This window comes from Actinoallomurus oryzae, from assembly GCF_039541955.1.
Classification (GTDB): Bacteria; Actinomycetota; Actinomycetes; order Streptosporangiales; family Streptosporangiaceae; genus Actinoallomurus; species Actinoallomurus oryzae.
In genome coordinates, this window is sequence record NZ_BAABHF010000017.1 from 116434 (window position 1) to 142134 (window position 25701).

Consider the following 25701-nt stretch of genomic DNA (forward strand, 5'->3'; position numbering starts at 1 on the left):
CAGCGGTCACATCGGACGCTGGGCATTATTCTGCGGGGCCATGACCGACTCCACACCGCCGCCGTGGGTTGATGACCTCTTTCCGTTTCCCACCCCACCCGCGCTCCGTACGCTGGTGGACATCGCCTGGCAGCATGCTTACGACTTTTACCTAGAGAATGAGTCCTACGATTACGGCCTGTTGGAAACCCACTACGATTTCATCTTCGACCTGGACATGTTTCCCTGCCCGCCCGATGGCTGCGACGTCGATCCAGAGTTCTTCCGGCAGCCGTCAATGCCGTTGTATGCCACGCCGGAGTTCGTACCCTTCGGTGCCCTAGGCGACGGCGGGTACGTCGGCTGGCTGGTGCCCGCGCCGGAACTCGGACGGCTGGATCATCCGGTTGCCCTGGCCAGCGGTCATGACTACGGGGTGACCCTGATCGGGGCGGACACCCGTTCTGGTCTGGAGTTCATGTTGTCGTGGGCGTTGCGGCGGTGGCGCGAGCGGCCGGCGCTGGAGCCGCCTGCGGGGCGCGATCCGGATGTGTGGCGCGCCCAGAACCAGTACCTCATCGATGCGCGCGCCGAGGACCGGCGACTCCTCGATCGGCTGGCCGCCGAACTCGGCGTACAGCCGGGCCCGGATCGGACGTACCACGGGTCGTCCTGGCACCGCTCTAGCGTCTCGGAGGACACCGAGTTCGAGATCGTGTTCGACGTACCGGAGGGGTGGCGGCACGAGCCCGGCGAGGACGGCATCGGTGTGCTCGCCCCAGCCGCCACGTACGCCGATCGGAAGCCGGTGGTCGCGGAGGATCCGCCGCTTGAACCAGAGCTGATCGCCGCCGCGCTGGCTCGATGCCGGACAACCGGCGACCGCGTTGCTCGGGCTCAAGGACACGTTCGTCAACGGGCCGAACTGCTACTTCGCTGACCTCAAGCCGTTGTGGGCACGCGCGTACCGTGATCTCGGCCGACCCGAATACGCGGAGCGCCTCGACCTGATGACGCCGGCGACCTGGCCACCACCAGGCGCCCTGGTGATACACCCATCGACGGAAATCTCGCCAAGGAACCCGAAGCGCAGGACTCTAGCATCTTGATGATCACTGGCGGCGTGTGTCCGTACCATGCCCGGTCGCACCCGAGTCGGCCTATCTGCGCGACCTCTTAGTCGCGGTCCGGGTCGCTGTCAGGCGGCGGCCCGGGCGCGGTCGGTGGTCATGGTTTTCGGGCCACGCCTGCGAGGACGATGTGGTCGACGCCGTCGGGCGGTGTGAGGTTCGGGCCGTCGGGCCACCAGTCGCGCAAGAGGGTCAGGCCGGGCTCGACGAGTTCCATTCCGGTGAAGAACCGCTCGATCTCCGCTCGGCTCCGGAAACTTCCCGAGCCCATCGAACTGTTGTTGAACACCTCGGAGATGTACCGGGCGATCCGGCTGCCCTCGCTGCCGTCCGCGGGGTCGTGCCAATGCGTCAGAGCCAGGTACGAGCCGGATGGCAGGAGGTCGACATACTCCCGCATGATCTCGTGCGGGCGCTGTTCGTCCGCGACGTGGTGAATCGTCGAGCACTGGATCAGGCCCAGCGGACGGTCCAGATCCAGGAACTTGCTGATCGCCGGGTCGCTCAGCAACTCGCGGGGACGCGTGAGGTCGCCCACCACGAAACGGGTGTTCTTGTTCTCCTCCAGGAGGGCCCGCCCGTGGGACGCGACGATCGGATCGATGTCGACGTACACGACACGGGCGTCACGGTTGACGCGCTGCACCGCCTGATGCGTGTTCTCCGCGGTCGGCAACCCCGAGCCACAGTCGAGGAACTGGTCGATGCCGGCCTTCGTCAGAAAGCGCACCGCCCGGATCAGCCAGGCACGATGGTCCTGCGCGAACCGTAGGGTCTGCGGAATCTGCTCGATGACCTGCCCGGCGACCTCTCGGTCGACCTCGAAGTTGTCCTTACCGCCGAGGAACACGTCGTACACGCGGGCGATGCTGGCCTTTGTCGGGTCGACCGGAGACCTGACTTCGCGTGTCAATAGAATCCCCCCGTACGAGAACAGACCGATATCCATCCCCATTATGGCGCGGAAGATCATCGGTCACGGTCACTTCCGCCCATCGGCCCGATGTCCGAATCCGAGGGATGGTCGTCCTTGCCGCCATCCCCCGGGACCGGCGACGCTGGGTCCGTGACCCGCCCCGATCGTCTCGTCCTGCTCGTCGTCTACCCCGGTATCCAGATGCTCGACGCCGTCGGGCCCGCCGAGGTGTTCGCGCTCGCGACGGTGGGGCTGCGCGGGCGTGGTTACCGGTTGCTCGTCGCCTCGCCGGACGGTGAGTCGGTGCGCTCGGACTCGGGCCTGCGGCTGGAGGTGGACGCCGGGCTCTCCGACGTCGATGAGCCGGTGGACACGCTGATCGTGGCGGGCGGGTTCGGGTTCGACGCGGCGACCACGCCGGGGCTCCTCGACGCCGTCGGTTCTCTGGCGCGCCGGGCCCGCCGGGTGTGCTCGGTGTGCAGTGGCGCGTTCCTGCTCGCGGCGGCGGGTCTGCTGGCCGGAAGGTCGGCCACCACGCACTGGCTGGTGTGCGGCGAGTTGGCCCGCAGGTATCCGGAGATCACCGTCGAGCCCGACCGGATCTTCGTACGGGACGGCGACGTGTACACCTCCGCGGGGGTGACCGCCGGAATCGACCTCGCGCTCGCGCTGGTCGAGGCCGACCACGGTACGGAGGTGGCCAGGAACGTCGCCCGCGGCTTGGTGGTCTTCCTGCAACGGCCCGGCGGGCAGTCCCAGTTCTCCGCGCGCCTGGACCACGGGGTCGCGGCCGACTCGCCGCTTCGCCCCGTGCTCGACGCGATCACCGCCGACCCCGCCGCCGATCACAGTGTGCCGCGTCTCGCCGAGCGCGCGCACATGTCCGAACGCCACCTCGGACGGTTGTTCGGCGAGCAGACCGGCACCACACCGGCGAGGTTCGTGGAGCGCGTACGTGTCGAGGCCGCCCGTGACCTGCTCGAACGCTCGGCGCTCCCGGTAGAGGGGGTGTCGCAGCGCAGCGGGTTCCGCAGCGACGAGACCATGCGCCGCGCGTTCCTGCGCGTGCTCGGCGTGGCGCCCAGCGACTACCGCGACCGTTTCCAGTCCGCCCATCCCTCACCGGAGGTTCGCTGATGCAGATCGCCATCGTGTTGTATCCCGGGATCACCGCCCTGGACGCGATCGGTCCGTACGAGGTGCTCCACCTCATGCCCGACGCGGAGGTACGGTTCGTCGGCGCGGAGCCCGGGCCGGTCGTGGCCGACAGCGGCGTACTGTTCCTCGGCGTCACGCATTCGTACGCCGAGACGCCGGCGCCGGACATCGTGCTGGTGCCCGGATCGTCGGTCGCGACCGCCACCGCGATGGCCGACGAGGAGCTGACCGGCTGGCTGCGCCGGGTGCACGAGACGACCGCCTGGACGACCTCGGTCTGCTCGGGAGCGCTGATCCTCGCGGCGGCGGGCATCCTGGAGGGGGTTCCGGCGACGACGCACTGGCTCGTGCAGCCGATGCTGGCCACGTTGGGCGCCGAGCCCCGGCCCGACCAGCGGATCGTACGGTCGGGAAAGATCGCGACCGCGGCGGGGGTGTCCGCGGGCATCGATCTGGCGTTGTGGCTGGCCGGCGAGGTCTGCGGCCGCGAGCGCGCCGAGGTCATCCAGCTCATCGCCGAGTACGACCCCCGGCCGCCGTTCGACGCCGGTCATCCGAGCAAGGCCGCCGAGACCGTACGCGAAAAGGCGCGAGCGGAGCTGCTCCACGCCGTCGCCGACGGCCAGGACGCGATCGCCGTCCCGCAGGCGCCGTGGCGCCAGGCCATCGAATCGTTCCGCGGCCACACGCATTCTTGAAGTGGCCGTCACGCATCACCCGTCGGCGAGGCGTTGGATGGTGGCGCTCAGCCAGGCCTGGAGGTCAGCGGGGTCGCCGAGTTCGGAGCGCAGGACCCGCCGGCGGGTCGAGACGCCGAGCACGAAGGCGTCGATCGCCGCGGCCCGGCTGCGGGCGCTCGCGTCGTCCAGGCCGCTGTCCCGCAGGTAGCGGTGCAGCGGCTCCAGCGAGTTGGTGTCCAGGAAGGCGGCCAGCGCCTCGGCCGCCTCCGGGCGTTCGCCGGACGCGCGTTGCAGCACCAGCAGCGGATCCTCCCCGGACGCACCGAACCAGCGCTGGACGATGCTCGCCGCGAGGCGCGAACCCAGCGCGGAACGGTCGCCGTCGAAGGAGTCGGAGACCGGGATCTCCACCTGGGTCGCCGCCAGGAAGAGGCCGTCCTTGCCGCCGAAGTAGCGCGTGATGAGGTTGGGCGACACGCCCGCCGCGTCGGCCACTCCTTTGACGGTGGTCGCCGCGTACCCGTGCTGGGCGAACCGGCGTTGCGCGTGCTCCAGGATCCGCTGCCTGGTGGCGGCCGCGTTGCGCGAACTCATGTGTATCAGCATACACATCTATGTGTACGCTGATACACATGAATGAGGACGTACGGGAACGACTCCAGCGGACGCGGCGTGTCACCACCCCGTGGACCGACGACAAGACGCGCGGCATCACCGGCACCCGCCTCGACGAACTACTCCAGCGCTGGGCGAACGGGTACGACTGGGGCGTGCACGAGCGCCGCATCGGCGAGCTCCCCTGGGTGACGGTGCGGGCAGGCGACACCGACCTGCGGGTGATCCACCAACGGTCCGAGGATCCCGGCGCCCCGGTCGTCGTGCTGCTCCACGGCTGGCCGGACTCGGTGTTGCGATTCGAGCGCGTCCTGCCTCTGCTCACCGACCTGCACGTGGTGGTTCCCGCGCTGCCGGGCTTCCCGTTCGCGGCCCCGCTCACCACGCCCGGCATGTCGGTCGACCGGATCGCCGGGATCGTCGCGGACGCTCTCGATGAGCTCGGCTACCCGAGGTACACGGTGTCCGGCGGCGACGTGGGCGGCACCGTCGCGGAGATCCTCGCGGCCGAACACCCGGACCGGGTGGCCGCCCTGCACCTCACCAACGTCGCCCCGCAGCGCGTCCTCACCGCAGACCCGGCGAAACTCGCGCCCGGCGCCGCGGCCTACCTCGGCCGGGCGGCACAGTGGTTCCGTACCGAGGGCGGGTACATCGCGGAGCAGTCGACGCGGCCGAACACGCTCGCCGTCGCCCTCGGCGACTCACCCGCGGGCCTCGCGGCGTGGATCGTCGAGAAACTGGAGTCCTGGTCCGACGACTCGGCCTTCACCACGGACGAGCTCCTCACCTGGGTCACCGCCTACTGGGTCACCGGCACGATCGGCACCTCCTTCGCCACCTACGCGGAACCGGTCACCCTCCCCGACCGGGTCGACACGCCGACCGTGCTTTCGGTGTTCGCGCACGACATCAAGCCGGAGCCGCGAAGCTACGCGGAGGCGTTCCTCAACGTTCGCGAGTATGTGGAACACCCTGCCGGCGGCCACTTCGCGGCCTGGGAACAGCCCCGGGCCTACGCCGACGACGTACACCGTGCGGTCCGGCTCTTCACGAGTGCTCCTCAGCGGCTCGTGTGATTCCCCGCCCACACCGTGGGGGTTCGGCCCGACCACGGGCTTGCCTGCTCGAGTTGTCCGGCGAGGCGGAAGAGGCGGCCTTCGAGCCCGTAGCCGGCAGCGAACTGCATACCGATCGGGAGCCCCGTCTCGGCATCGGCCGTCACCGGCACGGACATGGCGGGCGTGCCCGCCACATTGAACGCCGTGGTGAACGGCGCGAGGTCGAAGATGCGGCGAAGCCACCCAAGGCCGTCCAGCGCCTCTGCGTTTTCCGCATGGGTGCCCAAGGACACGGGGAGCTCCGGCAAGGTCGGGGTGAGCAGCACGTCGTGAGTGTCGAAGTACCGTGCCAGGCTTCGGGCGATCCGGTTCCGGACGGCGAGAGCCGTGACGAACCGCGCTCCGCTGACCCGCTGTCCGTAGTGGTAGCCGGCAAGGGTGGGCGGCTCGAGGGTTGAGGAGTCGATGGGCCGGTCGAAGGCGGCGGCCAGCTCATCGATCGAGGCCGTGAGATTCGCCGTCCACTGGCGGGCGGCGGCCAGGACGAACTCCTCCCAGTCGACCCCGAGGTCGACCTTGACCTCCTCCACCTGGTGGCCGAGGGATTCGAGCAGACCTACGGTGCGAGAGAGGGCATCGGCGACCGGTGGGGTGGTGCGGCGCCCGCCCCACGCCTGGGCGAGGACGCCGATCCGCAGCGAGCCCGGGTGGCGGGTGACCTCCTCCGCGTACGGCCGGGACGGCTCCTGGGCGAAGTAGGGGTCGCCCGGTTCCGGGCCGCGGATCTGGTCGAGCAGTGCCGCGCTGTCGCGTACCGTGCGGCTGACGCTGCCGTGCACGGCCAGGCCGTTGAAGCTCTCGTCGACATCCGGCCCCATGGAGACCCGGCCACGGGTGGGCTTCAACCCGAAGAGGCCGTTGTAGGCCGCGGGGATGCGGAGCGAGCCGGCGGCGTCGGTGGCGTGTGCGATCGGGACCACCCCGGCGGCGACGGCCGCACCCGCGCCGCCACTGGATCCCCCTGCGCTCCGCTCCAGGTTCCACGGGTTGCGGGTCGCGCCGTACAGCACTGGTTCCGTCGTGGTGCTGTAGGCCATCTCCGGTGTCGCCGTACGCCCGAACGTGACGAGGCCGGCGCGACGGAAGCGCCGCATCAGGAAGGAGTCGGCGCGAGCGACGTTGCCGACCGCGAGACGGCTGCCCAGCTCCATTCGTCTCCCGGCCATGGAGACTCCGATGTCCTTGATCAGGAAAGGGACCCCGGCCAGCGGTGTGCTGCCGGGGTCGGGGTCGTCGTCGGTGGGCCATGTCTCCACGATGGCGTTGATGCGCGGATTGACCGCCCGTGCGGCCTCGCGTGCGGCTGCCTCCAGTTCGGCCGAGGTCACCTCGCGTTCGGCCACCAGGTCCGCGAGCCCGACCGCGTCGAAGCTCGCATACTCGGCGATTCTCACTGTCACTCCTCGCACAAAAACGATACCTCTGGGTCTCTAGTGATACCGGACGGTATCATTCGGGACTGGCTGGTATCGTAGCGGAGGGTGAGGGATCCCCACGAGGGGACTGGACATCAACGGAGCAGTCATGGCATCGACCGCCAGAAGGCCGAGCAGGGTGGCGAAGCTGCCGCCTCGTGAGCGCATCCTCGACGCGGCGGAAGAACTGTTCCAAAGCGAGGGGATCCGGCGGGTGGGTGTCCAGGCCATCGCCGAGAGGGCCGAGACCACCAAAATGGCGATCTATCGGCACTTCGAAACCAAGGACGCGCTGGTCGCGGAGTGGCTGCGGATCGTCGCCGCCGACTACCAGGCGGCCTTCGACCGGGTCGAGGCCGAACACCCTGGCCGGCCCAGGGAGCAGATCCTGGGCCTGGCCCGCTTCATCGCCGAGGGACTGCCCGCGATCTCGCACCGAGGCTGCCCATTCATCAACTCCATCGCCGAGCTGCCCGACCGTTCCCATCCCGCACGGCAAGTGATCGAGAAGCACAAGGCCCGTCAGACCCGCAGACTGGTCGGCATGTGCGCCGAGGCCGGGCTGCCCGACCCCGAGCAGGCCGCGGCCGAGATCACCTTCGTGCTCGAAGGCGCCCAGGTCAGCACGCAGAACGGAAGCATCGATCAGGCGGGTGATCGACTAATGAGGATCGTCGAGGCGATCGTGGATCAGCACCGCTCTCCCCTCGGCACGTCCCGGGCGACCACCGACTGACCCGCGCTAGCCCCGCGGCCGTCCACCTCGCATGAGCGAGGCGAAGGCGGCGACGGCCGCGAGCACCGCCGACACGGCGAAGACCACGACGAGGCCGTGGTGGAACGGCGCCGCTATCAGGTGCGGGAAGAACTCCCGGCCGGTGAGGGTCTGGCGGTTCGCCGGGGAGAGGGTGGGCAGGGCTCCGGTGGGCGCGAGCAGCGACTCGATCGGGTTCACGCCGAGGATCGCGGCGAACAACGACGACACCGGGGGAAGCGCGCCGACCTGGTGGGCGACGCCGGCGGACACGCCGTACCGCTGAAGGCCGCCGGTCAGCGTGTGGGGGAGGCTGCCCGCCAGGCCCGCGATCATCAGCGAGAAGAACACCCCGATCGACAGTGACGTGCCGGAGTTCTGGAACGTCGAGCGCATCCCCGACGCCGCGCCGCGCTGGCGGGCGGGCACGCTGCTCATGATGGCCGAGGAGTTCGGCGAGCTGAACATGCCCGTACCGATGCCGTTGGCGGCGATGAGCAGGGCGAACGCCCCGTACGAGAAGTCGGCGGGCAGCAGCATCAGCCCGACGAAGCTGGCGCCGAACACCACCATCCCGGCCGTGGCGAACCCGCGGGCGCCGAACCGGTCCGACAGCAGCCCCGAGATCGGCCCGGCCACGAGGAACCCGCCGGTCAGGGGCAGCAGGAAGATCCCGGCCCACAGGGGCGTGTCGCTGTAGTCGTAGCCGTGCAGCGGCAGCCAGATGCCCTGCAACCAGATGATCAGCATGAACTGCAGGCCGCCCTGGGCCAGGCGGGTCGCGAAGCTCGCCGCGTTGCCCGCGGTGAACGCCCGGATGCGCAGCAGCCCGATCTGGAACATCGGCTGCGCCACCTTGGTCTCCACCACGGCGAACACCGCGAGGAGCAGGACGCCGCCGATCAGCGCGCCGTACACCGTGGGATTCGTCCAGCCCATGGAGTGATGGCCGTACGGGTGGATGCCCTCGGTGATGGCGACGAGCACCGCGCTCAGCCCGACGGCGAACGTGATGTTGCCCCACCAGTCGATGCGGCCGGGGTTGCGCTCGCCGTTGTCGCGGAGCCGGCGGTACGCCCACCAGGTGCCGAAGACGCCGACCGGCACGTTGACCCAGAAGACCGCGCGCCAGTCCCAGATCGCCAGCAGTCCCCCGGCCACGAGGCCGACGAACTGCCCGGCCAGGCCCGCGACCTGGTTGATGCCGAGTGCGAAACCGCGCTGCCGCGCGGGGAACGCGTCGGTGAGGATCGCGGCGGAGTTGGCGGTGAGCATGGAGCCGCCGATCGCCTGGAGCATCCGCCAGCCGATCAGCCACATCGCCCCGCGCTGCCCCTGGAACGGGTCGAACGACAGCAGGATCGACGCGACGGTGAAGACGAGGAACCCGGCGTTGTAGATCTTCACCCGGCCGTACATGTCGCCGAGCCGCCCGACGGGGACGACGAAGACTGCCTGGACGAGCCGGTAGCCCATGATCATCCAGAGCAGGTAGCCGACGTTGGCGGGCGCGAGCGGGTTCAGGTGGATGCCGCGGAAGATCGCCGGTAGCGCGATGAGGACGATCGACCCGTCGAGCACGGCCATGAACACGGCGGCCGTGGTGTTGGCGAGCGCGACCCATTTGTACCGGCCCCCCGGCCGTTCCCGCTCGTCGTCTCGTACCCGGTCGTCGAGCCGGTCACGGTCGCCCGGCCGTGCGGTGGACGCCATCAGATGCTCTGCGCGAGGCGCTCGATCAGCGGCGCCGCCGCCATGAGCCGACGCAGCTCTTCGGGGGTGAACTCGGCGGCCAGGACCTGGGCGATCTGCTGGATCCGCGCGGTGCGCTTGTCGCGCAGCAGCGCCCGGCCCGCCTCGGTCACCGACAGGACGACGCGCCTGCCGTCCTCGGGATCGGGCCGCCGGTCGACCAGGCCGCGCGACTCGAGAGCGCCGAGCGTGGCGCCCATCGACTGCGGACTGATCTGCTCCGCGCGGGCCATCGCACTCGCCGTGGTCGGCCCGGAACGGTCGAGCCGCGAGAGCGCGGCCGTCTCGGGAAGGGTGAGCTCCTCCTGAACCGGCACCTGCCGCATCCGCCTGCGGAACAGGCTCATGCTGACGAGCAGCGCCGCGGCGACGTCCTCCGCGCCCAGATCATCCGTCATGTCCGTAAGGCTAGCCTGATAAGACTGGCCTTATCAATGCGCGGAAGGGCTTCGCCGAGGGGTCATCCGCCGGCGGCGTGGGACGTTCCGTCGCGGCGGCGCCGGGTGCCTTCGATGAGCATGCCGACCAGCTCGGCCGTTCCCCTGGCGCCGTCGAGGTCATCGGCGTACCGCCGGAGCTGTACGAGCGGTCCGACCTGGTCGAGCACGATCTCTTCCTCGGCCAGGACGAAGGCGAGGGTCAGCAGCGCCGCACGCGCGTTGCCGTCGGAGAACGGATGGAAGAAGCAGACGTCGAGGTAGGCACGGGCGGCACGCGACGCGACCGGAATCCCGTCCTGCCGGCTGTCGGCCAGACACGCCGCGAACCGGCGCGGTGTGTCCGCGTCGAGCCCGTAGCGTTCCCGGCCGCCTTTGGCGAAGGCCGTACCGCCGCGGAACGGCGCGTACGGCACTCCCAGGACGGTCCGCTGCCAGTCCGCCAGCAGGCCGAAGTCCAGAATCCTGCCCGCGGCGGCGTCCGCCCGCACCCGCCGGTACGCGGCCAGCAGCCGCCGCGCCCGTACCGGGTCGCGGGCGCTCTCGCCCGTGGCGATCCGGTGGAGGATCCCGTCTCGGCGTCCCCGTACCGGGCCTTCCGGCCCTCGGGGGCCGTGGCGGACCTCCCGCCAGGCCACCCGTTCGCGGATCTCGCACCAGCTCCGCAGGTGGTCGTCGGTCACGGCCTGGCCCGGCGAACGTACCGGCTTGAGTCTCCCGTGAGGGGAGATGCCAGGCTGTGGGGCATGGACGGCGACACCCTGTACCCGATCGGCGAGTTGGCCCGGCGCACCGGTCTCACGGTCAAGACCATTCGGTTCTACTCCGATCGCGGAATCGTGGCGCCGACGGACCGCAGCCCGGCCGGCTACCGCCTCTACAGCATCGATGCCGTCGCGCGCCTGAACCTCGTACGAACCCTGCGGAACCTGGGGCTGGACCTCTCCACGATCCGCAAGGTCGTCGACCGGGAACTCTCGCTTCCCGAGGTCGCCGCGACGCACGCCGAAGCCCTGGTGGCGCAGATCTGCGTCCTGCGCCTGCGGCACGCGGTGCTGACGGCGGTGGCCGAGCGCGGACTCACCGGTGAGGAGACCGATCTTATGCACCAGCTGGCCCGGTTGTCCGAGGACGAACGCCGGCATCTCATCGAGGACTTCCTCGACGCCGTCTTCGGCGGTCTCGGCGTCGGCTCCGCATTCGCGGGGATCATGCGTTCGATGACCCCCGAGTTGCCCGACGACCCCGAGGCCGAGCAGGTCCGGGCATGGGTGGAGTGGGCCGAGCTCGCACTGAACCCGGACTTCCGCGCCGGCATGCGGCGGATGGCCGAGGACCAGGCGACCGAACAGACATCGGTCCTGGGACCGCGCCGCGACCTCGCCGCGGTCGTCCAGGACCAGGCCGTCCCGGCCCTGGCGGCCGGCATCGCCCCGGCCTCGCGCCACGCCGATCCGATCGTCGCGGCACTGACGGGCCACTACGCGCGCCTCCTCGACCGCCCGGACGACGCCGAGCTTCGCTGCCGGCTGCTGGCCCGGCTGGAGAGCGTGACCGACCCTCGCCGGGATCGGTACCTCCGGTCGCTCGCCGTGATCAACGGCTGGCCCCCTCCGGAGAGTGTGACCCCGGCGTTCGACTGGTCCGCCCAGGCCGTGCGCGTCCGGATCGAACCGTAGTGGAGCATCGGGGCGGAACGCCGCCGCGTACGATCGGCCGGTGAGTGACATCGTCATCCTGCGTACGTCCGCGCCCGCCCTCATTCTTCGTCCGTGGCGTATGGAGGACGTGCCCTCACTGGTCGAGGCGCATCGGGATCCCGTGCTCCGCCGCTGGACGGGCTCTGCCGTGGAGGAGCACGCCGACGCGGTGCGGTGGGTACAGGCTCAAGAGCGGGGATGGGCGGCGGGAGAACGGTTCGGCTTCGCCGTCCTCGACCCCTCAGCCGACACATCGCTGGTCGGCAACGTGGTCCTCAAGGACGTGACCCCCGGCCAAGCATCGGCCGAAGTGGGCTACTGGACCGCGGCGCACGCCCGCGGCCGTGGCGTGGCTCCCCGCGCTCTGGAGGCTCTCACGAGCTGGGCCTTCGACACCTTCGGGACCGGCGGCCTGGAGCGTCTCGAACTCCTGCACCAGGCGGACAACGCGGCCTCGTGCCGCGTGGCGAAGAAGAGCGGGTACGACTTCGACCGAACCCTGCCCGCGCTGCCGCCCGGCTTTCCCCGCGAGGGTCATCTGCACGTACGGCGCGGGGATGCCTGACGCCCGTCAGTCGCGGTCCGGCGCGGCGAACGCGTCCTCGGCGGCGCGGGCGAACCGCTCGGCGACGTCGGTCACCAGGGTCTCGGCGGGCCCGACCCAGCTTTCGAACCGGCCGCCGATGGCCTGGTCGACCAGGTGCCCGGCCACGCCGTCCGCGACACCCCACCGGGCCAGGAACCAGGTCAGCACCTGCGCGCAGTGCCCGTACCAGGCGTCGCCCGCGCCCGTACGGTCCACCACGTGATGGACCAGGTGTACGGCGGCGCGTTCCCACACTTCGTCCCTGTCGACGGGGTCGCCCAGCGGGAAGCGCTCGAAGCGTTCCGCGAGGTCGTCCAACCACCCGCGCCACTCGACCAGCGAGTCCGCCACGCGGGCCACGGTCTCGTCGGCACCGGTGATCGAGTGATTCGGGCAACACCAGGTCTGGACGGGGCCTCCGCCGAAGTCGCCCTCGTCCACGGCCCAGCGCCATCCGGCCGCCCACCGCCCGTACCGCTCGATCAGCGCACGTGTCATCGAGTCCGCCCACGCCGCGCCGACCTCGTGCGACCAGGCGATGACGCGCCGCTGTCCGGCCTGGCCTGCGGGGCGCGCCGGCACCGCCGACGCGGGCGCGAGTCCCCGTACGACCTCATGCGCCGAGACGGCGTCGAACGGGTGGCGTCCCGGGTCGACCTCGTCCCAGGTGAGCGTCCGTGGGGTCAGCCGGTGGTCCACGCCGCGAGCATGACACGCCGGCGACCGTCCACGCGGAGGGTTTTCAGCGCAGAGCGGCCGCGAGGAAGTCGATGGAACGGCGGATCTCGGGAAGCTCCCCGACGGGAGGCACATTGAGGTGGCCGTGGGGCATTCCGCGGGCGAGCATGGTGGTGACGGGAATGCCGCGCTCCCGGAGCTGGCGGGCGAACAGCTCGCCGGACGCGCGCAGCTCGTCGATCTCGCTCAACACGATGTGAGTCGGCGGCAGACCGGCGACGACGCCGTTGCCGGGCATGGCGTGCGCCGGGATGTCCGACACGCGCCCCACGTAGCCGTGGGTCAGGGACAGCACGGTCTCGGCGGTGAACCGCAGCCGCTCGGGCAGGGCGGTGAGGTCGGCGGCCAGGTCGTCGGGCGACGCGGGCACCGGAAAGTGCAGGAAGGGATAGACGAGCAGGAGCGCCGAAGGCATCGCGCCGGCCTCGTCACGGGCCCGTACGGCGGCTCCCGCGGCGAGGTTGGCGCCGGCACTGCAACCGCCGATCGCCAGCCGTGCGGGGTCGGCGCCGAGTTCGTCGGCGGCGTTCGTGAACCATCGCCAGGACGTGTGGACGTCGTCGAGCGGCACCGGATAACGGCTGGTCTCGGTGGCGAGCCGATAGTCGACGGAGGCGACGACCACGCCGGGATCGGCGGCGAGCTCGGCGGCCACGACGTGCGCCTCGGGCATGTCCAGGTCTCCCCGGGCCCATCCTCCTCCGTGCAGCCAGAGCAGCCCGCGACGAGCGGACCCGGCACCGATCGGACGGTAGAGGCGGACGCGGATCGGGCCCCGCGGGCCGTCGATCTTCCTGTCCTCGATCTCCACGTCGGGCATCCGGTAGCGGGCCGTCAGGTCCTGGAGGGCCTCCCCGAGGGGCACCTCATCCGTGACCGAGCCGAGCCTCGCGGCGATTACGGGGTCGATGGGCATAGGGCTCCCCTACCTGACCGCTCTTGACTGACTCAGGGCCGAGTTCATCGCCACGTCCGGCGACGGCGGCCGGACCTTCGGCCCGGTCGCGGCGGCTCCGCAGCTCATCGACCCGAAGGTCAACGGCGACGTGATCCGGGTCGACACCGCGACGAAGGGTGAGCGCCGCGACTGGCTGTTGTTCGTCAACCCGGCGAGCCGGCCGGCCCGCGAGAACCTGACCGTGAGACTGAGCTGTGACAGCGGCACGACCTGGCCGGTCGCGAAGCTGATCAACGCGGGCCCGTCCGGTTACGCCGCGATGGCCATGGTCGGCAAGGACCGGTTCGGCGTCTTCTACGAGAACGGCGCCAAGTCCTCGTACGCGAAGCTGACCTTCGCGACGTACCGGCTGAACGACCTCGGCGCCCACTGCGACGGCTGAACCGGACGGCGGGCTCGCGCGCTCCTAATCCTCGTCGGCGAGGCAGAGGAGGGTGATCTGCGCGTTCCGCTTGTCGACGATGACGAAGGTGTTGTTCGCGGGGATGTACCGGTCGAAGAAGCCGGCCCAGGCTCGCTCCGTGTGATGGATCAGGAATTCGTCGTAGCGGTCCTCGATGATGGCGTGGACGAAATCACCGGCCATGCGCTTGGCCTCGACGGGTGAGCCATGAAACTTCTCGTAGCAGCCGCCGGCGTACAGCAGTGCCGCCAGAATCCCGTCCAGGGCGAAAGAGTTTCCGGGCAGCCATTCGCAACCCAGGGACTTCTTGTCCAGCCGATGCGGCGCACCCAGTTCCGGCAGCGCGGTCCGGACCGCCTCGGAGGTCAGGAAGTGCTCGAAGAATCCGTACTCTTCCAGGCGGTTATGGCTGGCGAACCACTGGGCCACCTCGTCGTCGTCGACCGCCCGGAACGATGCGAAGAGCGCGCCGCCGTTCGCGAACAGCCGTCGCAACTCGGCGAGCATCGCATCGATCGCGGGATGTTCGAGCGAGACCTGTTCGAATCTCAGGCGTTCCCTGGAACGCGCAATCGCGTGCTTGTCGGGGAGATTCGCTTTCCAGTCGATTTCGAGCCAGCGATCGGTCACCACCGGACCCTATCCGAAAGCTAAATCGACGCGGCCTTCGCGGGAATCTCAGATGCGCCGGCGTCGGCCAGGGGCGCGGTGAGGGGGTGGAGTTCTTGGAAGACGTCACAGAGGAGCCCGTCGAGGTCGCGATCAGGGTCCAGGAACCAGACGGCGGCGGCGTGGGTGAAGGCGGCCATGCCGACGTGGGCCACCAGTGAGGCGGTGGATTCGGACGCACCCCGGTCGCGCAACGCGCTCGCCAGGGCCTCGGTCATGCCGGCGTTCTTCGCCTGTTCTCGCTCGCGGAGCGCCGGCGTCGCGGCGATGATGCGATGCCTCGGCACGGAGAACGGGCGGTTGCCCTCCAGCAGGGGCACCACCGTACGGAGGGACCACAGCAGGGCCGGCAGCGGAGCCAGGGAGTCGGGGGCACCGGCCACTCCGGCGACCAGAGCGTCGCGCACGGTCTTCTCACCGTCGAAGAGGACTTCGCGCTTGTCGGCGAAATGCCGGTAGAAGGTGCGCTCGGTGACGCCGGCCCGCGCGGCGATCTCGGCCGTCGTGACCCGGTCGAAGCCGCGTTCGGCGTACAGGTCAAGGGCTGCTTGCTGAAGGCGCAGGCGCGCCGGCCCTCCATCGCGCGGCATCTCCCCAGTATAGGCCGGTATCGACAGAGGCTGTCATTACGACCGCCTCTGGGCACGTCGACCCCAGGGCACGTAGCGACAGACTCTGACGTTACGTGGTAGCGTTCCGAGGTAGCGACAGTCTCTGTCGTTATGCTCTGTCATCATCCGCTCAGGGAGAGCGTCATGCATGTCTTCGTCACCGGCGGTTCCGGGCTCACCGGCCCCACCGTCGTCTCCGAGCTCATCGCGGCCGGTCACACGGTCACCGGCCTGGCTCGCTCCGACACCGCCGCCTCCCGGCTGGAGGCGCTCGGGGCCCGGCCGCACCGCGGCTCACTGGAAGACCTCGACAGCCTGCGGACCGGCGCGGCCCAGGCCGAGGGCGTCCTGCACATGGCCTTCGGCGGCGACTTCGCCGACCCCGAGGACCTGGTCAGACGCGATCGTACGGCGATCAACGCGCTCGGCGAGGCCCTGGTCGGATCCGGCAAGCCGTTCGTCAGCACGTCGGGCACCCTGGTCATGCCCGCCGGGCGGGTGAGCACCGAGCAGGACGCGCCCGACCCGGACTCGTTCGCGGCCTTCCGGATCCCGGGCGAGCAGGCGTGCCTCGGGTTCGCCGGGCGGGGAGTGAGGGCCTGCGTGGTCCGGCTCGCGCCCACGGTTCACGGCCCCCGCGACTACGGATTCATCCCGATGCTGATCGCGACCGCCCGGAAGACGGGCGTCTCCGCGTTCATCGGCGACGGCGCCAACCGCTGGCCCGCGGTCCACCGCGTCGACGCGGCCGGCCTCTTCCGCCTCGCGCTGGAGAAGGCGCCGGCGGGCAGCGTGCTGCACGGCACCGGCGAGGCCGCGGTCGCCTTCAAGAGCATCGCCGGGAAGATCGGCGAGATCCTCGGCCTGCCCACCGTGTCCCTGACTCCCGAGGAGGCCGCCGCGCACTTCGACAGCCCGTTCATGGCCACCGTGTACGGCGCCGACATCCCCGTCTCCAGCACCCACACCCGGACGCTGCTCGGGTGGTCGCCGAGCCACCCGACCCTGCTGGAAGACCTGCAGAACGGCGACTACTTCACCCAGCCCGCGCCCACGCCCTGACCAGGCCTACGCCGGGCCGTCCCCTCCGGTCACCGGGCGGAGTGCCGAGAGGACTCCGCCGTGACGACGGGACGGCCCGGCGCCCCCTCCGTCAGCCGTCGCCCGAACGCGCGAGGAGTGGCAGCGAGATGCTGTCCGCGATGGCCTGCTGACCGGCGATGTTCGCGTGGATCCCGTCGCCGTTGTCGTACGACGGGTTGATCGCGTTGGGGTGCAGCGGGTCCTTGAGGACCTGGTCGAAGTCGAGAACCTCGTCACAGTGGTCGCTGCAGTCGTTCCACTTGTGCACGAAGCTGTCGACCGCGTAGCGGTGAAGGTTCATCTGGTCGGTGTAGATGGGCCGGGGCGTGATCGGCGTCACGTACACCTTGACCCCGGCCTGCCGGAGACGCTGGAACACCGTGTCGTAGCTGCTGAGGATCTGGTCCGCGGTGCAGTCGTCCTGCAGGTCGTTGGTGCCGTAGTAGTAGATCACCGCGGTCACGCCGTGGAGCGCGAGCACGTCGCGGTCCAGCCGCGCGGCGGCCTCCAGGCCCTTGACCCCGTCGGGCTCGTGCACGCACTCGGGCGAGCTGGTGGTGCCGCCGATGCCGGCGTTGGCGATGGCGACCTGCCGGCGGGCGGGCAGCTCCTTGACGACACGGCGGGCGAGGTCGTCGGCCCACCGCCGGTTGTTGCCGGTGACGGTGCATCCGGGGCCGCAGTTGGTGCTGCCCGTACCGTCCACGACCGAGCTGCCGTAGGCCACGACCGTGCCGGCCAGGTGGGTGTTGCGGACGTCGACGGCGCTGACGAGGTAGGTGGAGGTGACCTTCTGGGTGTACGCCGCGCCGGAGGCGTCGGCCACGTGGTTCCCCGCTCCGGCGGCCGTGACGTAGTTGTCCCGCAGGGCGGAGCCGTGCACGCCCGGCACCGCCTGGCCGGCCACGTACATGCTCACCGCGATGTCGTCCTGCGGTCGCGTGCCGATCCGGATCGGATTGCTCCAGGCCTCACCGCCCGGCGCGATCGTCACCGAGGTGGCGGCGCGGTGGTCCGGACCCGGGAACGTCGCCGGATGGCTGCCGCCCACGATGGCGGCGCCGTCACCGCTGACGGCCACGGCGACCGCGTCGACGGTGAGCGGAGAGGTGCCGAACTGGTTCTGGATCCGCACCCGCAGCGCGTCGCCGCCCTGGCTGAGATGCGTGATCATACGGACCGACTGGTTCTTCAGCATGGTGTTCGCCAGGCCTTGCTGCGACTGCGCCCACGAGGTGAACCACGCGCCCTTGTCACCGTGTGACGCGCCGTCCGCGCTCGCGGACCCACTGGAGCCGGTGATGCCGGCGGCTGCCAGGAAAACGCCGATCGCCGCGGCGAGTTTCCCCATGCGAATTGATTTCATGACTTATGACCGTATATTTGTCATGGAAATCGGTAAAGCATTGCAAAAAGCCGCATGTGGCCCACCGACTCGTGAGGAAGAGCCGGCGGGCCACATGGCGCGGTGGTCGGTCGCGGGTCAGTTCACGCTGATCACCGTGCCGGCACCGTTGAGGTACTCCACGAACCCGGTCGAGGGGGTGTCCTCGTCGGCGTCGGTCCACTGGGCCGTGGCGGTGAACTCCTGACCGCGCGCGGCGTTCGCCCGGGTGGGCGTGACCGACAGCGTGTGGTGTGCGTCGGAGGCGTCGATGATCGTGGTCCGGTAGGTGAACGGCGTCGACGTGGTCCCCGGCGCGTTGCTCAGCGCCACAACGTACGCGGTGTACGGGCCCGGTGTGAGCTGGGACTCGACGATCTGGGAACGGCTTCCGAGATTGCCGAACTCGATGATCTGCCCGCCCTCTCCGTAGGCGCCCCGTACGAGGATGACGGCGGCGGCCGCGTTCGGGTCGTCGGTCTGGGAGGTGAGCTGGACGGCCTTGGTCGTGTCCGTGACCGTGAAGGGGAACGCGGCCTGGTTCGCCGGGTCGCTGCCGTCCACCGATCCACGCTGGGCCGGGCCGGAGACCAGTCCGTACGCCGTCAGCGGCAGGTTGTCGCTGCCCGGCGTCACCTGGAAGGAAGCCGACCCCGACGTCCCGCTGCCCGACACCGCCTTCGGCGCGTCCGCGCTGGTCGGCGTGACGACGATCGGGCTGCGCACCGAGGTCCCCTGCTTGCTCCACGTCAGCGATCCCGTCGTCGTCCGCCCGGACGGCTGGGTGGTCTGGGTGAGCGTGACGGTGAAGGTGTGCGTGTCACCGGCCTTGGCGAAGTCCAGGATGCTGGGGCTGACCTTCGCCTCCATGCCGGGGACCGAGACCGTCGCGTGGTAGAGGCCCGGGGTGACGGCGGTGAGCGTCCGGGTGAACGTCTCGGTGCCGAGCAGGTGACCCGCCGCGATGGACGGCGAGTTGAGCTGCGACGTGGCGATGGCCGGCACGCCGGTGTCAACGCCGCGGCCGGTCAGGTAGCCGAGCCAGTCGTTGTCGGAGGAGTCGTACACGAGCCCGGGCTCGAGCATCGACTTGGGGGTCACCTCGCCCGCGCCCTGGGCGAACACGTCGTCGCTGGAACTCCCGTCGGCGTTCTTCGTCGGCGTGGCCGTGGTCATCAGTGCGGACTTGATCGCCATCGGCGACATCGTCGGGTGCAGGCCCAGGTAGAGGGCTGCCAGGCCGCTGATGTGCGGGGCCGCCATCGATGTTCCGGACTCGAAGGCGAAGTCGTCGCCGGAGTTGGTCGGTGGCGCGACGGCGGCCAGGATCGACACACCCGGCGCCGCGATGTCGGGCTTCAGCAGGTCGCCGCCGTTGGACAGCGACGGACCGCGTGAGGAGAACCCGGCGACCTGGGGGTACGGGACGGACACCCCGGTGGTGTCGCCCGGCACGAGTGTGGCCGTCGCCCCGCCGGTCGCCGCGTAGTCGCGTACGGCCGTCGCGTCCGGCGTGTTGAGGTGCACGGTGGGCACGCTGTGCATGTCGGCGTCGGTGTCCAGGTCGGTGCGGTTGACCAGGACCATTCCGACGCCGCCGGCGCGCTTGACCTCGGCGGACTTCTCGACGCGGCCGTTGACGCCGCGGTCGCAGACGACGATCTTGTCCTTCGCCTTCGCCGGGTCGAGGGTGCCCGCCTGGCAGAGGTCGGCGTCGGCGGTGGCGACGCCGCTCGCGGCGATGTCACCGGAGCGTACGAGCGGCTTCGGCCCGACCGTCGCGTTCACGCTCACGCTCACGCCCGCGTAGCCGTGGCCGTTGCCCAGCTTCACCGTCCCGAGGTACGGCGCGACCGTGCTGGCCGCGACGGTCGTGGTCCAGGGGGCGGTGTTGTCCAGCGAGCCGGCGTACGGGCCGCTGTTGCCGCCCGCGGTGGAGACGAAGATCCCGGCCGAGGCCGCGGACAGGAACGCCAGCTGGACCGGGGAGCTCACGGCGGACTCGAAGGCTCCGCCCACCGAGTAGTTGATGACGTCCACTCCGTCGGCGACGGCCTGGTCGATGGCGGCCACGATGTCGGACGTGACGCCGCCCGAGACGGTCTTGCCGGTCCACAGCGCCTTGTAGACGGCGATGGAGGCTCCCGGCGCCACCCCGGAGATCTTGCCGAAGTCGTGTCCGCGGATCGTCGCGTCGACGTTCGCGTTCCCCGCGGCGGTCGAGGCCGTGTGGGTGCCGTGGCCCTCGCCGTCACGCGGCGACTGGTAGTCGCTCAGCCCCGATGGGCCGCCGACCGCCGACAGGAAGCCGGCGTCGAAGTAGCGCGCGCTGATGAGCTTGGTGTTGCACGCGTCGGCGGTGAACTGCTCACCGGTCTGGCAGGTCCCGGTGAAGGTCGAGCCGTCGGCCTTGTGCTGGATGATCGTTGACCCGTCGCGGTAGGCGCGGTACGGCGCGTTCGCAGACGGCTTCTTGCCGAGGGCGGGGGCGGTGAACGACGCGGACTCCGGCCAGATCCCGGTGTCGATGTCGCCGATGACGATGCCCTTGCCCGCCTTCTTGGCGCCGCCGACCGCCTTCCACACCCCGGACCTGCCCGAAAGGCCGAGGAAGTCGGTCGAGCGCTTGTCGTCCTGGATGGTGTTGATCGTGTCGGGGACCACCGAGGTGACGCCGGCCCGATGGGAGAGGGCCGCGGCCTGCGGCGGGGTCAGCTTCGCGGAGAACCCGTTGAGGGCGACGGTGAAGTGCCGGTCGGCGCGCGCGTGCACGCTGTCCGCCGCGGAGTTCTGCTGCCGCACGAGGTAGTCGCCGAGCGCACGGGCGGCCGACGAGGCGGCGTTGAGCTTCGCGCCCTTGGCCGGCTTGGTCCGGGCGATGCCCGCCACGCCGCCCTGGTAGGTGGCGATGGGCTTGGTCGCGAGCGTGACGATGTAGCGCCCGGGGACGAACGGCGACCTGAACGGCTTGGGAGCCGTGGTGTCACCGGAGCGCACGGGCGGGGCCGGCGTCGTGTGCGCGCCGGCCATGGCGGCCGGACCCGCGAAGGTGCACGACGCGACGACCGACGCCACGACTGCCAGCCGCAGGCCGCGGGTGAATGGGAGGGGGTTCGATCTCATGGTCACCTTGCCTTCGACACGCGGCCGCGGGGGGCGCCGGGCCGCCGAGCCGGAGCTTCCCATTTGCCGGAAGTGTGGCGCAAGATAGCCGTATGACCAGAAGTCGCCGGATGGCGATAACACGTCAGGACGTCTCGGCGTTGCGGGCACTCGGCCTGAGCCAGGTGCAGAGCGACGTGTTCTTCGCGGTGCTCACCAAGCCGGACGGCGATGTCGCCGACCTGTCCGAGCACAGCGGACACGACGCGGGAGCGGTCGATTCCGCCACGCGCCAGCTCATGGCCGACGGGCTGATCGTGCGGATCGCCGGAGAGCCCGCGAGGTTCCGCGCGGTCTCGCCGAAGGCCGCCCTCCGGCCCCGGCTGACGGGCGCCGAGAACGCGATCTCCGAGGCGCACCGCCTGGTCGGCGAGCTGGAACGACTCTTCAACCGGGTGGCCTACTCGAGCCACCCGGCGGGCCGCGTGGAGGTCATCGCGGGGACCGACAATGTCGCCTCGTGCCTCCGGCGGTTGCAGGACGCCGCCGTACGGCAGATACGGACCTTCGACACTCCGCCGTACGTCAGCGACCCGAACAGCTACGTCGCCCCGACCAAGCGGGCCGCCCAGGCGGGTGTCACGGTGCGGGGCCTGTACGACCGGGCCGCCCTGGCGATCCCCGGCCGCCTCGAGGGAGACATCGCGGCATGTCTCGCGAACGGCGAGGTCGCCCGCGTGGTGACCTCGCTGCCACTCAAGATGGTCCTCATCGACGACACGGCCGCCCTGCTCCCGCAGACCATCAGCGGCGGCGTCGTCGACTCGGCGTACCTCCTGCGCCCGTGCTCACTGCTCGACGGCTTCAGCGCGCTGTTCGAGGCGCTGTGGGCGACGGGACTGCCACTGAACCGCCGGTCCACCGCGAACGGCGCCGCCGGGGCCGACGGCACGCCGAGCGAGGAGACCCGGCACCTGCTCACCCTGCTCATGGCCGGCCACACCGACCTGACCATCGCGCGAACGCTGGGCATCAGCCCCCGTACGGCTCAGCGCCGTGTCCAGACCTTGATGGAGGCGCTGAACGCCGGGACGCGCTTCCAGGCCGGTGTCACCGCCGCCAAACGCGGCTGGCTGTGAGCCGGCCCGGACGCCGAGCGGCGGGGGTCAGCAGCCGAGGAGGCGGGTGGCGAGGAAGGCCTCCACCTGGTCGAGGCCGATGCGCTCCTGGGCCATCGAGTCGCGCTCGCGTACGGTCACGGCGTTGTCGTCGAGCGTGTCGAAGTCGATGGTCACGCAGTACGGCGTGCCGATCTCGTCCTGGCGGCGATAGCGGCGGCCGATCGCGCCCGCGTCGTCGAACTCGACGTTCCAGCTGCGGCGGAGCTGCGCGGCCAGGTCGCGCGCCTTCGGCGACAGGTCGGCGTTGCGCGACAGCGGCAGCACCGCGACCTTGACCGGCGCGAGGCGGTGGTCCAGCCGCATGACCACGCGCTTTTCCATCTTGCCCTTGGCGTTCGGCGCCTCGTCCTCGCTGTAGGCGTCCATCATGAACGTCAGCACGCACCGGTCGACGCCGGCCGCCGGCTCGATCACCCACGGGACGTACCGCTCGTTCTTCTCCTGGTCGAAGAAGGACAGGTCCTGGCCGGAGTGCTTGGCATGGGTGGACAGGTCGTAGTCGGTGCGGTTCGCGACGCCCTCCAGCTCGCCCCACTCGCTGCCCGGGAAGTCGAAGCGGTACTCCACGTCCACGGTGCGCTTGGCGTAGTGGGCGAGCTTCTCCTTCGGGTGCTCGTACAGCCGGAGGTTCTCCTTGTTGATGCCCAGGTCGACGTACCACTGGAAGCGGGTGTCGATCCAGTACTGGTGCCATTCCTCATCGGTGCCCGGCTCGACGAAGAACTCCATCTCCATCTGCTCGAACTCGCGCGTGCGGAAGATGAAGTTGCCCGGCGTGATCTCGTTGCGGAACGACTTGCCAATCTGCCCGATGCCGAACGGCGGCTTGCGGCGCGCGGCCTGCTGCACCAGCGAGTAGTTGATGAAGATGCCCTGCGCCGTCTCGGGCCGGAGGTACGCCAGGCCGGACTCGTCCTGCACCGGGCCGAGGTAGGTCTTGAGCAGCCCGCTGAACTCCCGGGGCTCGGTGAACGCGCCGCGCGTGCCGCAGTCGGGGCAGACCAGGTCGGCCAGGCCGTTCTCCGGGGCCTTGCCGTGCTTGGCCTCGTACGCCTCGGCGAGGTGGTCGGCGCGGTGCCGTTTGTGACACGACTGGCACTCGGTCAGCGGGTCGGTGAACTCGCGCACGTGGCCGCTGGCCTCCCACACCTCACGGCCGAGGATCACGCAGGAGTCGAGGCCGACGACGTCGTCGCGGCCCTGCACCATCGACTTCCACCACTGGCGCTTGACGTTGTTCTTCAGCTCGACGCCGAGCGGCCCGTAGTCCCAGGACGCCCGCAACCCGCCGTAGATCTCACTGGAGGGGAAGACCAGACCCCGGCGCTTGCTGAGGTTGACGATGGTCTCCATCACATCGGAACGACGGGCCATGAGTGATCTCCATCCGGCTGGCGGTCGGCGGTTTTCCGCGAAATACGACGTATGGCGCCCGACCTCACCGACCTGCGGTGACGGCCTCGGCGCCCAGGATCAGCTTAGGACACCACCGGTGATGCCACGCCCCGAAACGCCCCGCGACGCCACCGGAGTGTCATCCCGCACCACCGGCCCCGGCCACGGAACCGGCCGGCCGTCGTCACGTCGTGGCCACGAGCAGGTCCTCCCCGCTCGCCGGGCGCAGGCCGTCGGCCCGTCCGGCGAAGTAGCGCTCGGCGAGCGAGGCGCCCGCCACGTGCCGTACGGCGGCGAACCCCGCGTCACGCGCCGCCGCCAGCATCTCCTCCGGCGTGTAGAAGCTGACGAACGGCGTGCCGGAGGCCCGCGCGCCGCCTTCCGCCGCCTTGAGTCCCGTACGGTCGGCGGCGTCGAGGAGGCCGGCCGGCAGCAGGAACGTCATGGCGAGCGTCGAGCCGGGGGCGAACCCGGCGATCTGGCGCAATGTGGCCGCGTTGGCGTCCTTGGTGAGGTACATCGTGACGCCGGTGGAGACGACGACCGCCGGGCGGCCGGGGTCGAAGCCGGCCGCGGGCAGCCGTCCCCACCAGGATCCGTCCTCCTCGAAGTCGACCGGCACCAGCCGCAGCCACTCGGGGACGCCGTGGCCGAGCTCGGCCAGCCGCCGGCGCTTCCACTCCTGCGGACCGGGCCGGTCGACCTCGAATATCCGCAGCCGATCGGCGAACTCCGGCCTGCGCTGGGCGAAGGTGTCCAGGCCCGCGCCCAGGATCACGTACTGGCCCACACCGCGGCCGGCCTGCTCGGCGACCAGGTCCTCGATGAACCGCGCACGGGCCACGATGGACGCCCGGTACCCGGCGGTGGCCCGCGGGTCCATGTCCGGGCGGTCCCGCCAGCCGTCATCGGGGTCCACCAGGCGCAGGCCGACCTCGTCCTCGATCACGTGCGGCGGCGCGTCGGCCTGGACGTGCATCGCCCGCCACAGGGCCACCCGTACGGCGGTGTGGTCCGGCGCCGCGGCCTCCCCGCCCGCCACGGCGTTCACCTTCCCGCCGGAGCCTGCAGGCTCCAGAGACGCCCGTCGGGGTCGCGTACGGTCATCTCCCGGGTGCCGTAGTGGGTGTCCTCGAACGGCGTGACCACCTCGACGGCCGGATCCCGGCGGAACGCGTCCGCGTCGGCCACCTTCAGGACGAGCCGCGCCTGGGGCTCCTGGTCCTCCGGGACCTCGGCGATGAACACGTACGGGCCGTCGCCGTTGCGCAGCTGCCCGGAGTCGTGGTCGGTCGAGAACTCCAGCTCGAACCCCAGCGCCTGGAAGAACTTCGCCGCCTTCCCCCAGTTGTGAGTGGTCAGGAACACCGCCTCGATGCCCTCGGTCGTCATGTCAGCTCTCCTCCTCGAACGGTCGCTGCCCCTGGGCGTCGGCGAGGTAGGCACGCAGCGCGTCGGCGACCAGCGCCGAAAGGGACTGGCCCGACTCGATGGCCTGGTGCTTCACCTGCTTGATCAGCCCGATCGGCAGGTACACGTTGAACTGCTTGACGTCCTCGTCGCCCATGCTCGCATGCTAGCAAACTAGCGGGCTAGGTCTCGCGTGGGGATCGTGACGACCAGCGACGTTCCCTGCCCGGTGGGGCTCGTGACGCGCATGGTGCCGCCGAGCGCTTCGACGCGGTCCGTCATCCCGGTCAGGCCCGAGCCGCCGGACCGGTCGGCGCCGCCGACCCCGTCGTCGCGCACGCTGAGGCGGATCTCGGCGTCCTCTTCGGTGAGATCGATGTGCACGACGGACGCGTGCGCGTGCTTGAAGACGTTCGTCAACGCCTCGGAGACGATGTAGTAGAGGCTCACCTCGACCTGCTCCGGCAGGCGATCGTCCGCGTCGACGTGGAGTTCGACCGGCACGGGAGACCGGGCCACCAGCC

Annotated in this window: 27 protein-coding genes; 10 read left to right on the top strand and 17 right to left on the bottom strand. The window is 70.4% G+C overall.

Going from position 1 to position 25701, the window contains the following annotated elements; all coding sequences use genetic code 11:
- Nucleotides 1-40 precede the first annotated feature (40 nt).
- Nucleotides 41-919 carry a hypothetical protein gene (locus tag ABEA10_RS13380; protein WP_345462541.1) on the top strand — a complete coding sequence of 293 codons (879 nt, stop codon included), beginning with the start codon at nt 41-43 and terminating at the stop codon, nt 917-919.
- Nucleotides 920-1206: 287 nt separating this feature from the next.
- Here ABEA10_RS13380 and ABEA10_RS13385 read toward each other — a convergent pair whose 3' ends face one another.
- Nucleotides 1207-2082: an SAM-dependent methyltransferase gene (locus tag ABEA10_RS13385; protein WP_345462544.1), complete on the bottom strand. Its 876-nt coding sequence runs from the start codon at nt 2080-2082 to the stop codon at nt 1207-1209.
- 93 nt (nt 2083-2175) lie between these two features.
- On the opposite strand from ABEA10_RS13385, the gene ABEA10_RS13390 reads away from it, so the two are divergent.
- Together ABEA10_RS13390 and ABEA10_RS13395 are read left to right on the top strand one after the other, a co-directional pair.
- Nucleotides 2176-3162: a GlxA family transcriptional regulator gene (locus ABEA10_RS13390; RefSeq protein ID WP_345462547.1), complete on the top strand. Its 987-nt coding sequence runs from the start codon at nt 2176-2178 to the stop codon at nt 3160-3162.
- Nucleotides 3162-3881 (top strand): DJ-1/PfpI family protein, encoded by a 720-nt coding sequence (locus ABEA10_RS13395; RefSeq protein WP_345462550.1) that lies wholly within the window; start codon nt 3162-3164, stop codon nt 3879-3881. Before ABEA10_RS13390 ends, ABEA10_RS13395 begins: the two co-directional genes overlap by 1 nt.
- A 15-nt stretch (nt 3882-3896) precedes the next feature.
- Here ABEA10_RS13395 and ABEA10_RS13400 read toward each other — a convergent pair whose 3' ends face one another.
- Nucleotides 3897-4457 (bottom strand): TetR/AcrR family transcriptional regulator, encoded by a 561-nt coding sequence (locus ABEA10_RS13400; RefSeq protein WP_345462553.1) that lies wholly within the window; start codon nt 4455-4457, stop codon nt 3897-3899.
- Between the two features lie 38 nt (nt 4458-4495).
- Here ABEA10_RS13400 and ABEA10_RS13405 point away from each other — a divergent pair, with 38 nt between their 5' ends.
- Nucleotides 4496-5557 (top strand): epoxide hydrolase family protein, encoded by a 1062-nt coding sequence (locus ABEA10_RS13405; RefSeq protein ID WP_345462556.1) that lies wholly within the window; start codon nt 4496-4498, stop codon nt 5555-5557.
- Here ABEA10_RS13405 and ABEA10_RS13410 read toward each other — a convergent pair.
- Nucleotides 5542-6993, bottom strand: a complete 1452-nt coding sequence (locus ABEA10_RS13410) for an amidase (protein WP_345462559.1) — start codon at nt 6991-6993, stop codon at nt 5542-5544. The genes ABEA10_RS13405 and ABEA10_RS13410 overlap by 16 nt on opposite strands.
- A gap of 130 nt (nt 6994-7123) precedes the next feature.
- Here ABEA10_RS13410 and ABEA10_RS13415 point away from each other — a divergent pair, with 130 nt between their 5' ends.
- Nucleotides 7124-7750: a TetR/AcrR family transcriptional regulator gene (locus ABEA10_RS13415; RefSeq protein WP_345462562.1), complete on the top strand. Its 627-nt coding sequence runs from the start codon at nt 7124-7126 to the stop codon at nt 7748-7750.
- Nucleotides 7751-7756: 6 nt separating this feature from the next.
- Here the strand turns inward: ABEA10_RS13415 and ABEA10_RS13420 are convergent, their stop codons facing one another.
- The 3 genes from ABEA10_RS13420 to ABEA10_RS13430 all read right to left on the bottom strand — a co-directional run bounded on the left by ABEA10_RS13420 (nt 7757) and on the right by ABEA10_RS13430 (nt 10640).
- The gene (locus ABEA10_RS13420; RefSeq protein WP_345462566.1) at nt 7757-9481 is read right to left on the bottom strand and encodes an MFS transporter; all 1725 of its coding nucleotides are present in this window, start codon (nt 9479-9481) and stop codon (nt 7757-7759) included.
- Nucleotides 9481-9918, bottom strand: coding sequence for a MarR family winged helix-turn-helix transcriptional regulator (locus ABEA10_RS13425; protein ID WP_345462568.1), 438 nt, complete (start codon nt 9916-9918; stop codon nt 9481-9483). Before ABEA10_RS13425 ends, ABEA10_RS13420 begins: the two co-directional genes overlap by 1 nt.
- Before the next feature lie 62 nt (nt 9919-9980).
- Nucleotides 9981-10640, bottom strand: a complete 660-nt coding sequence (locus tag ABEA10_RS13430) for a Fic family protein (RefSeq protein ID WP_345462570.1) — start codon at nt 10638-10640, stop codon at nt 9981-9983.
- A gap of 63 nt (nt 10641-10703) precedes the next feature.
- On the opposite strand from ABEA10_RS13430, the gene ABEA10_RS13435 reads away from it, so the two are divergent.
- Both ABEA10_RS13435 and ABEA10_RS13440 read left to right on the top strand, forming a co-directional pair.
- Nucleotides 10704-11636: a MerR family transcriptional regulator gene (locus ABEA10_RS13435; RefSeq protein ID WP_345462572.1), complete on the top strand. Its 933-nt coding sequence runs from the start codon at nt 10704-10706 to the stop codon at nt 11634-11636.
- A 40-nt stretch (nt 11637-11676) separates the two neighbouring features.
- Complete coding sequence (locus ABEA10_RS13440) at nt 11677-12222, top strand: GNAT family N-acetyltransferase (RefSeq protein ID WP_345462575.1); 546 nt, start codon at nt 11677-11679, stop codon at nt 12220-12222.
- Nucleotides 12223-12228: 6 nt separating this feature from the next.
- Here the strand turns inward: ABEA10_RS13440 and ABEA10_RS13445 are convergent, their stop codons facing one another.
- Together ABEA10_RS13445 and ABEA10_RS13450 are read right to left on the bottom strand one after the other, a co-directional pair.
- Entirely contained in the window at nt 12229-12942 is a 714-nt protein-coding gene (locus tag ABEA10_RS13445; protein ID WP_345462578.1) for a hypothetical protein, read from the bottom strand.
- A gap of 43 nt (nt 12943-12985) precedes the next feature.
- The gene (locus ABEA10_RS13450; RefSeq protein ID WP_345462581.1) at nt 12986-13897 is read right to left on the bottom strand and encodes an alpha/beta hydrolase; all 912 of its coding nucleotides are present in this window, start codon (nt 13895-13897) and stop codon (nt 12986-12988) included.
- 46 nt (nt 13898-13943) lie between these two features.
- On the opposite strand from ABEA10_RS13450, the gene ABEA10_RS13455 reads away from it, so the two are divergent.
- Nucleotides 13944-14321 carry a sialidase family protein gene (locus ABEA10_RS13455; protein WP_425550906.1) on the top strand — a complete coding sequence of 126 codons (378 nt, stop codon included), beginning with the start codon at nt 13944-13946 and terminating at the stop codon, nt 14319-14321.
- A 24-nt stretch (nt 14322-14345) separates the two neighbouring features.
- Here the strand turns inward: ABEA10_RS13455 and ABEA10_RS13460 are convergent, their stop codons facing one another.
- Nucleotides 14346-14972 carry a hypothetical protein gene (locus ABEA10_RS13460; protein ID WP_345462586.1) on the bottom strand — a complete coding sequence of 209 codons (627 nt, stop codon included), beginning with the start codon at nt 14970-14972 and terminating at the stop codon, nt 14346-14348.
- Nucleotides 14973-14992: 20 nt separating this feature from the next.
- Nucleotides 14993-15601 (bottom strand): TetR/AcrR family transcriptional regulator, encoded by a 609-nt coding sequence (locus ABEA10_RS13465; protein WP_345462588.1) that lies wholly within the window; start codon nt 15599-15601, stop codon nt 14993-14995.
- Nucleotides 15602-15766: 165 nt separating this feature from the next.
- Between ABEA10_RS13465 and ABEA10_RS13470 the strand changes: the two genes are divergently transcribed.
- Nucleotides 15767-16684: an SDR family oxidoreductase gene (locus ABEA10_RS13470; RefSeq protein WP_345462590.1), complete on the top strand. Its 918-nt coding sequence runs from the start codon at nt 15767-15769 to the stop codon at nt 16682-16684.
- Nucleotides 16685-16775: 91 nt separating this feature from the next.
- Here ABEA10_RS13470 and ABEA10_RS13475 read toward each other — a convergent pair whose 3' ends face one another.
- Both ABEA10_RS13475 and ABEA10_RS13480 read right to left on the bottom strand, forming a co-directional pair.
- Nucleotides 16776-18071, bottom strand: coding sequence for an SGNH/GDSL hydrolase family protein (locus ABEA10_RS13475; RefSeq protein WP_345462592.1), 1296 nt, complete (start codon nt 18069-18071; stop codon nt 16776-16778).
- Nucleotides 18072-18188: 117 nt separating this feature from the next.
- A complete protein-coding gene (locus ABEA10_RS13480; protein ID WP_345462595.1) occupies nt 18189-21212 on the bottom strand; it encodes a S8 family peptidase in 3024 nt (1007 codons plus the stop codon).
- Nucleotides 21213-21322: 110 nt separating this feature from the next.
- On the opposite strand from ABEA10_RS13480, the gene ABEA10_RS13485 reads away from it, so the two are divergent.
- Complete coding sequence (locus ABEA10_RS13485; protein ID WP_345462598.1) at nt 21323-22330, top strand: helix-turn-helix domain-containing protein; 1008 nt, start codon at nt 21323-21325, stop codon at nt 22328-22330.
- A 27-nt stretch (nt 22331-22357) separates the two neighbouring features.
- Here the strand turns inward: ABEA10_RS13485 and ABEA10_RS13490 are convergent, their stop codons facing one another.
- From ABEA10_RS13490 to ABEA10_RS13510, 5 genes are all read right to left on the bottom strand, one after another.
- Nucleotides 22358-23746, bottom strand: coding sequence for a glycine--tRNA ligase (locus ABEA10_RS13490; RefSeq protein ID WP_345462601.1), 1389 nt, complete (start codon nt 23744-23746; stop codon nt 22358-22360).
- 205 nt (nt 23747-23951) lie between these two features.
- Nucleotides 23952-24809: a class I SAM-dependent methyltransferase gene (locus ABEA10_RS13495; RefSeq protein ID WP_345462604.1), complete on the bottom strand. Its 858-nt coding sequence runs from the start codon at nt 24807-24809 to the stop codon at nt 23952-23954.
- Between the two features lie 5 nt (nt 24810-24814).
- Nucleotides 24815-25159: a VOC family protein gene (locus ABEA10_RS13500; RefSeq protein ID WP_345462607.1), complete on the bottom strand. Its 345-nt coding sequence runs from the start codon at nt 25157-25159 to the stop codon at nt 24815-24817.
- Between the two features lies 1 nt (nt 25160).
- A complete protein-coding gene (locus ABEA10_RS13505; RefSeq protein ID WP_329257232.1) occupies nt 25161-25334 on the bottom strand; it encodes a ribbon-helix-helix domain-containing protein in 174 nt (57 codons plus the stop codon).
- A 17-nt stretch (nt 25335-25351) separates the two neighbouring features.
- Entirely contained in the window at nt 25352-25696 is a 345-nt protein-coding gene (locus ABEA10_RS13510; protein WP_345462612.1) for a sensor histidine kinase, read from the bottom strand.
- Nucleotides 25697-25701: the final 5 nt, after the last annotated feature.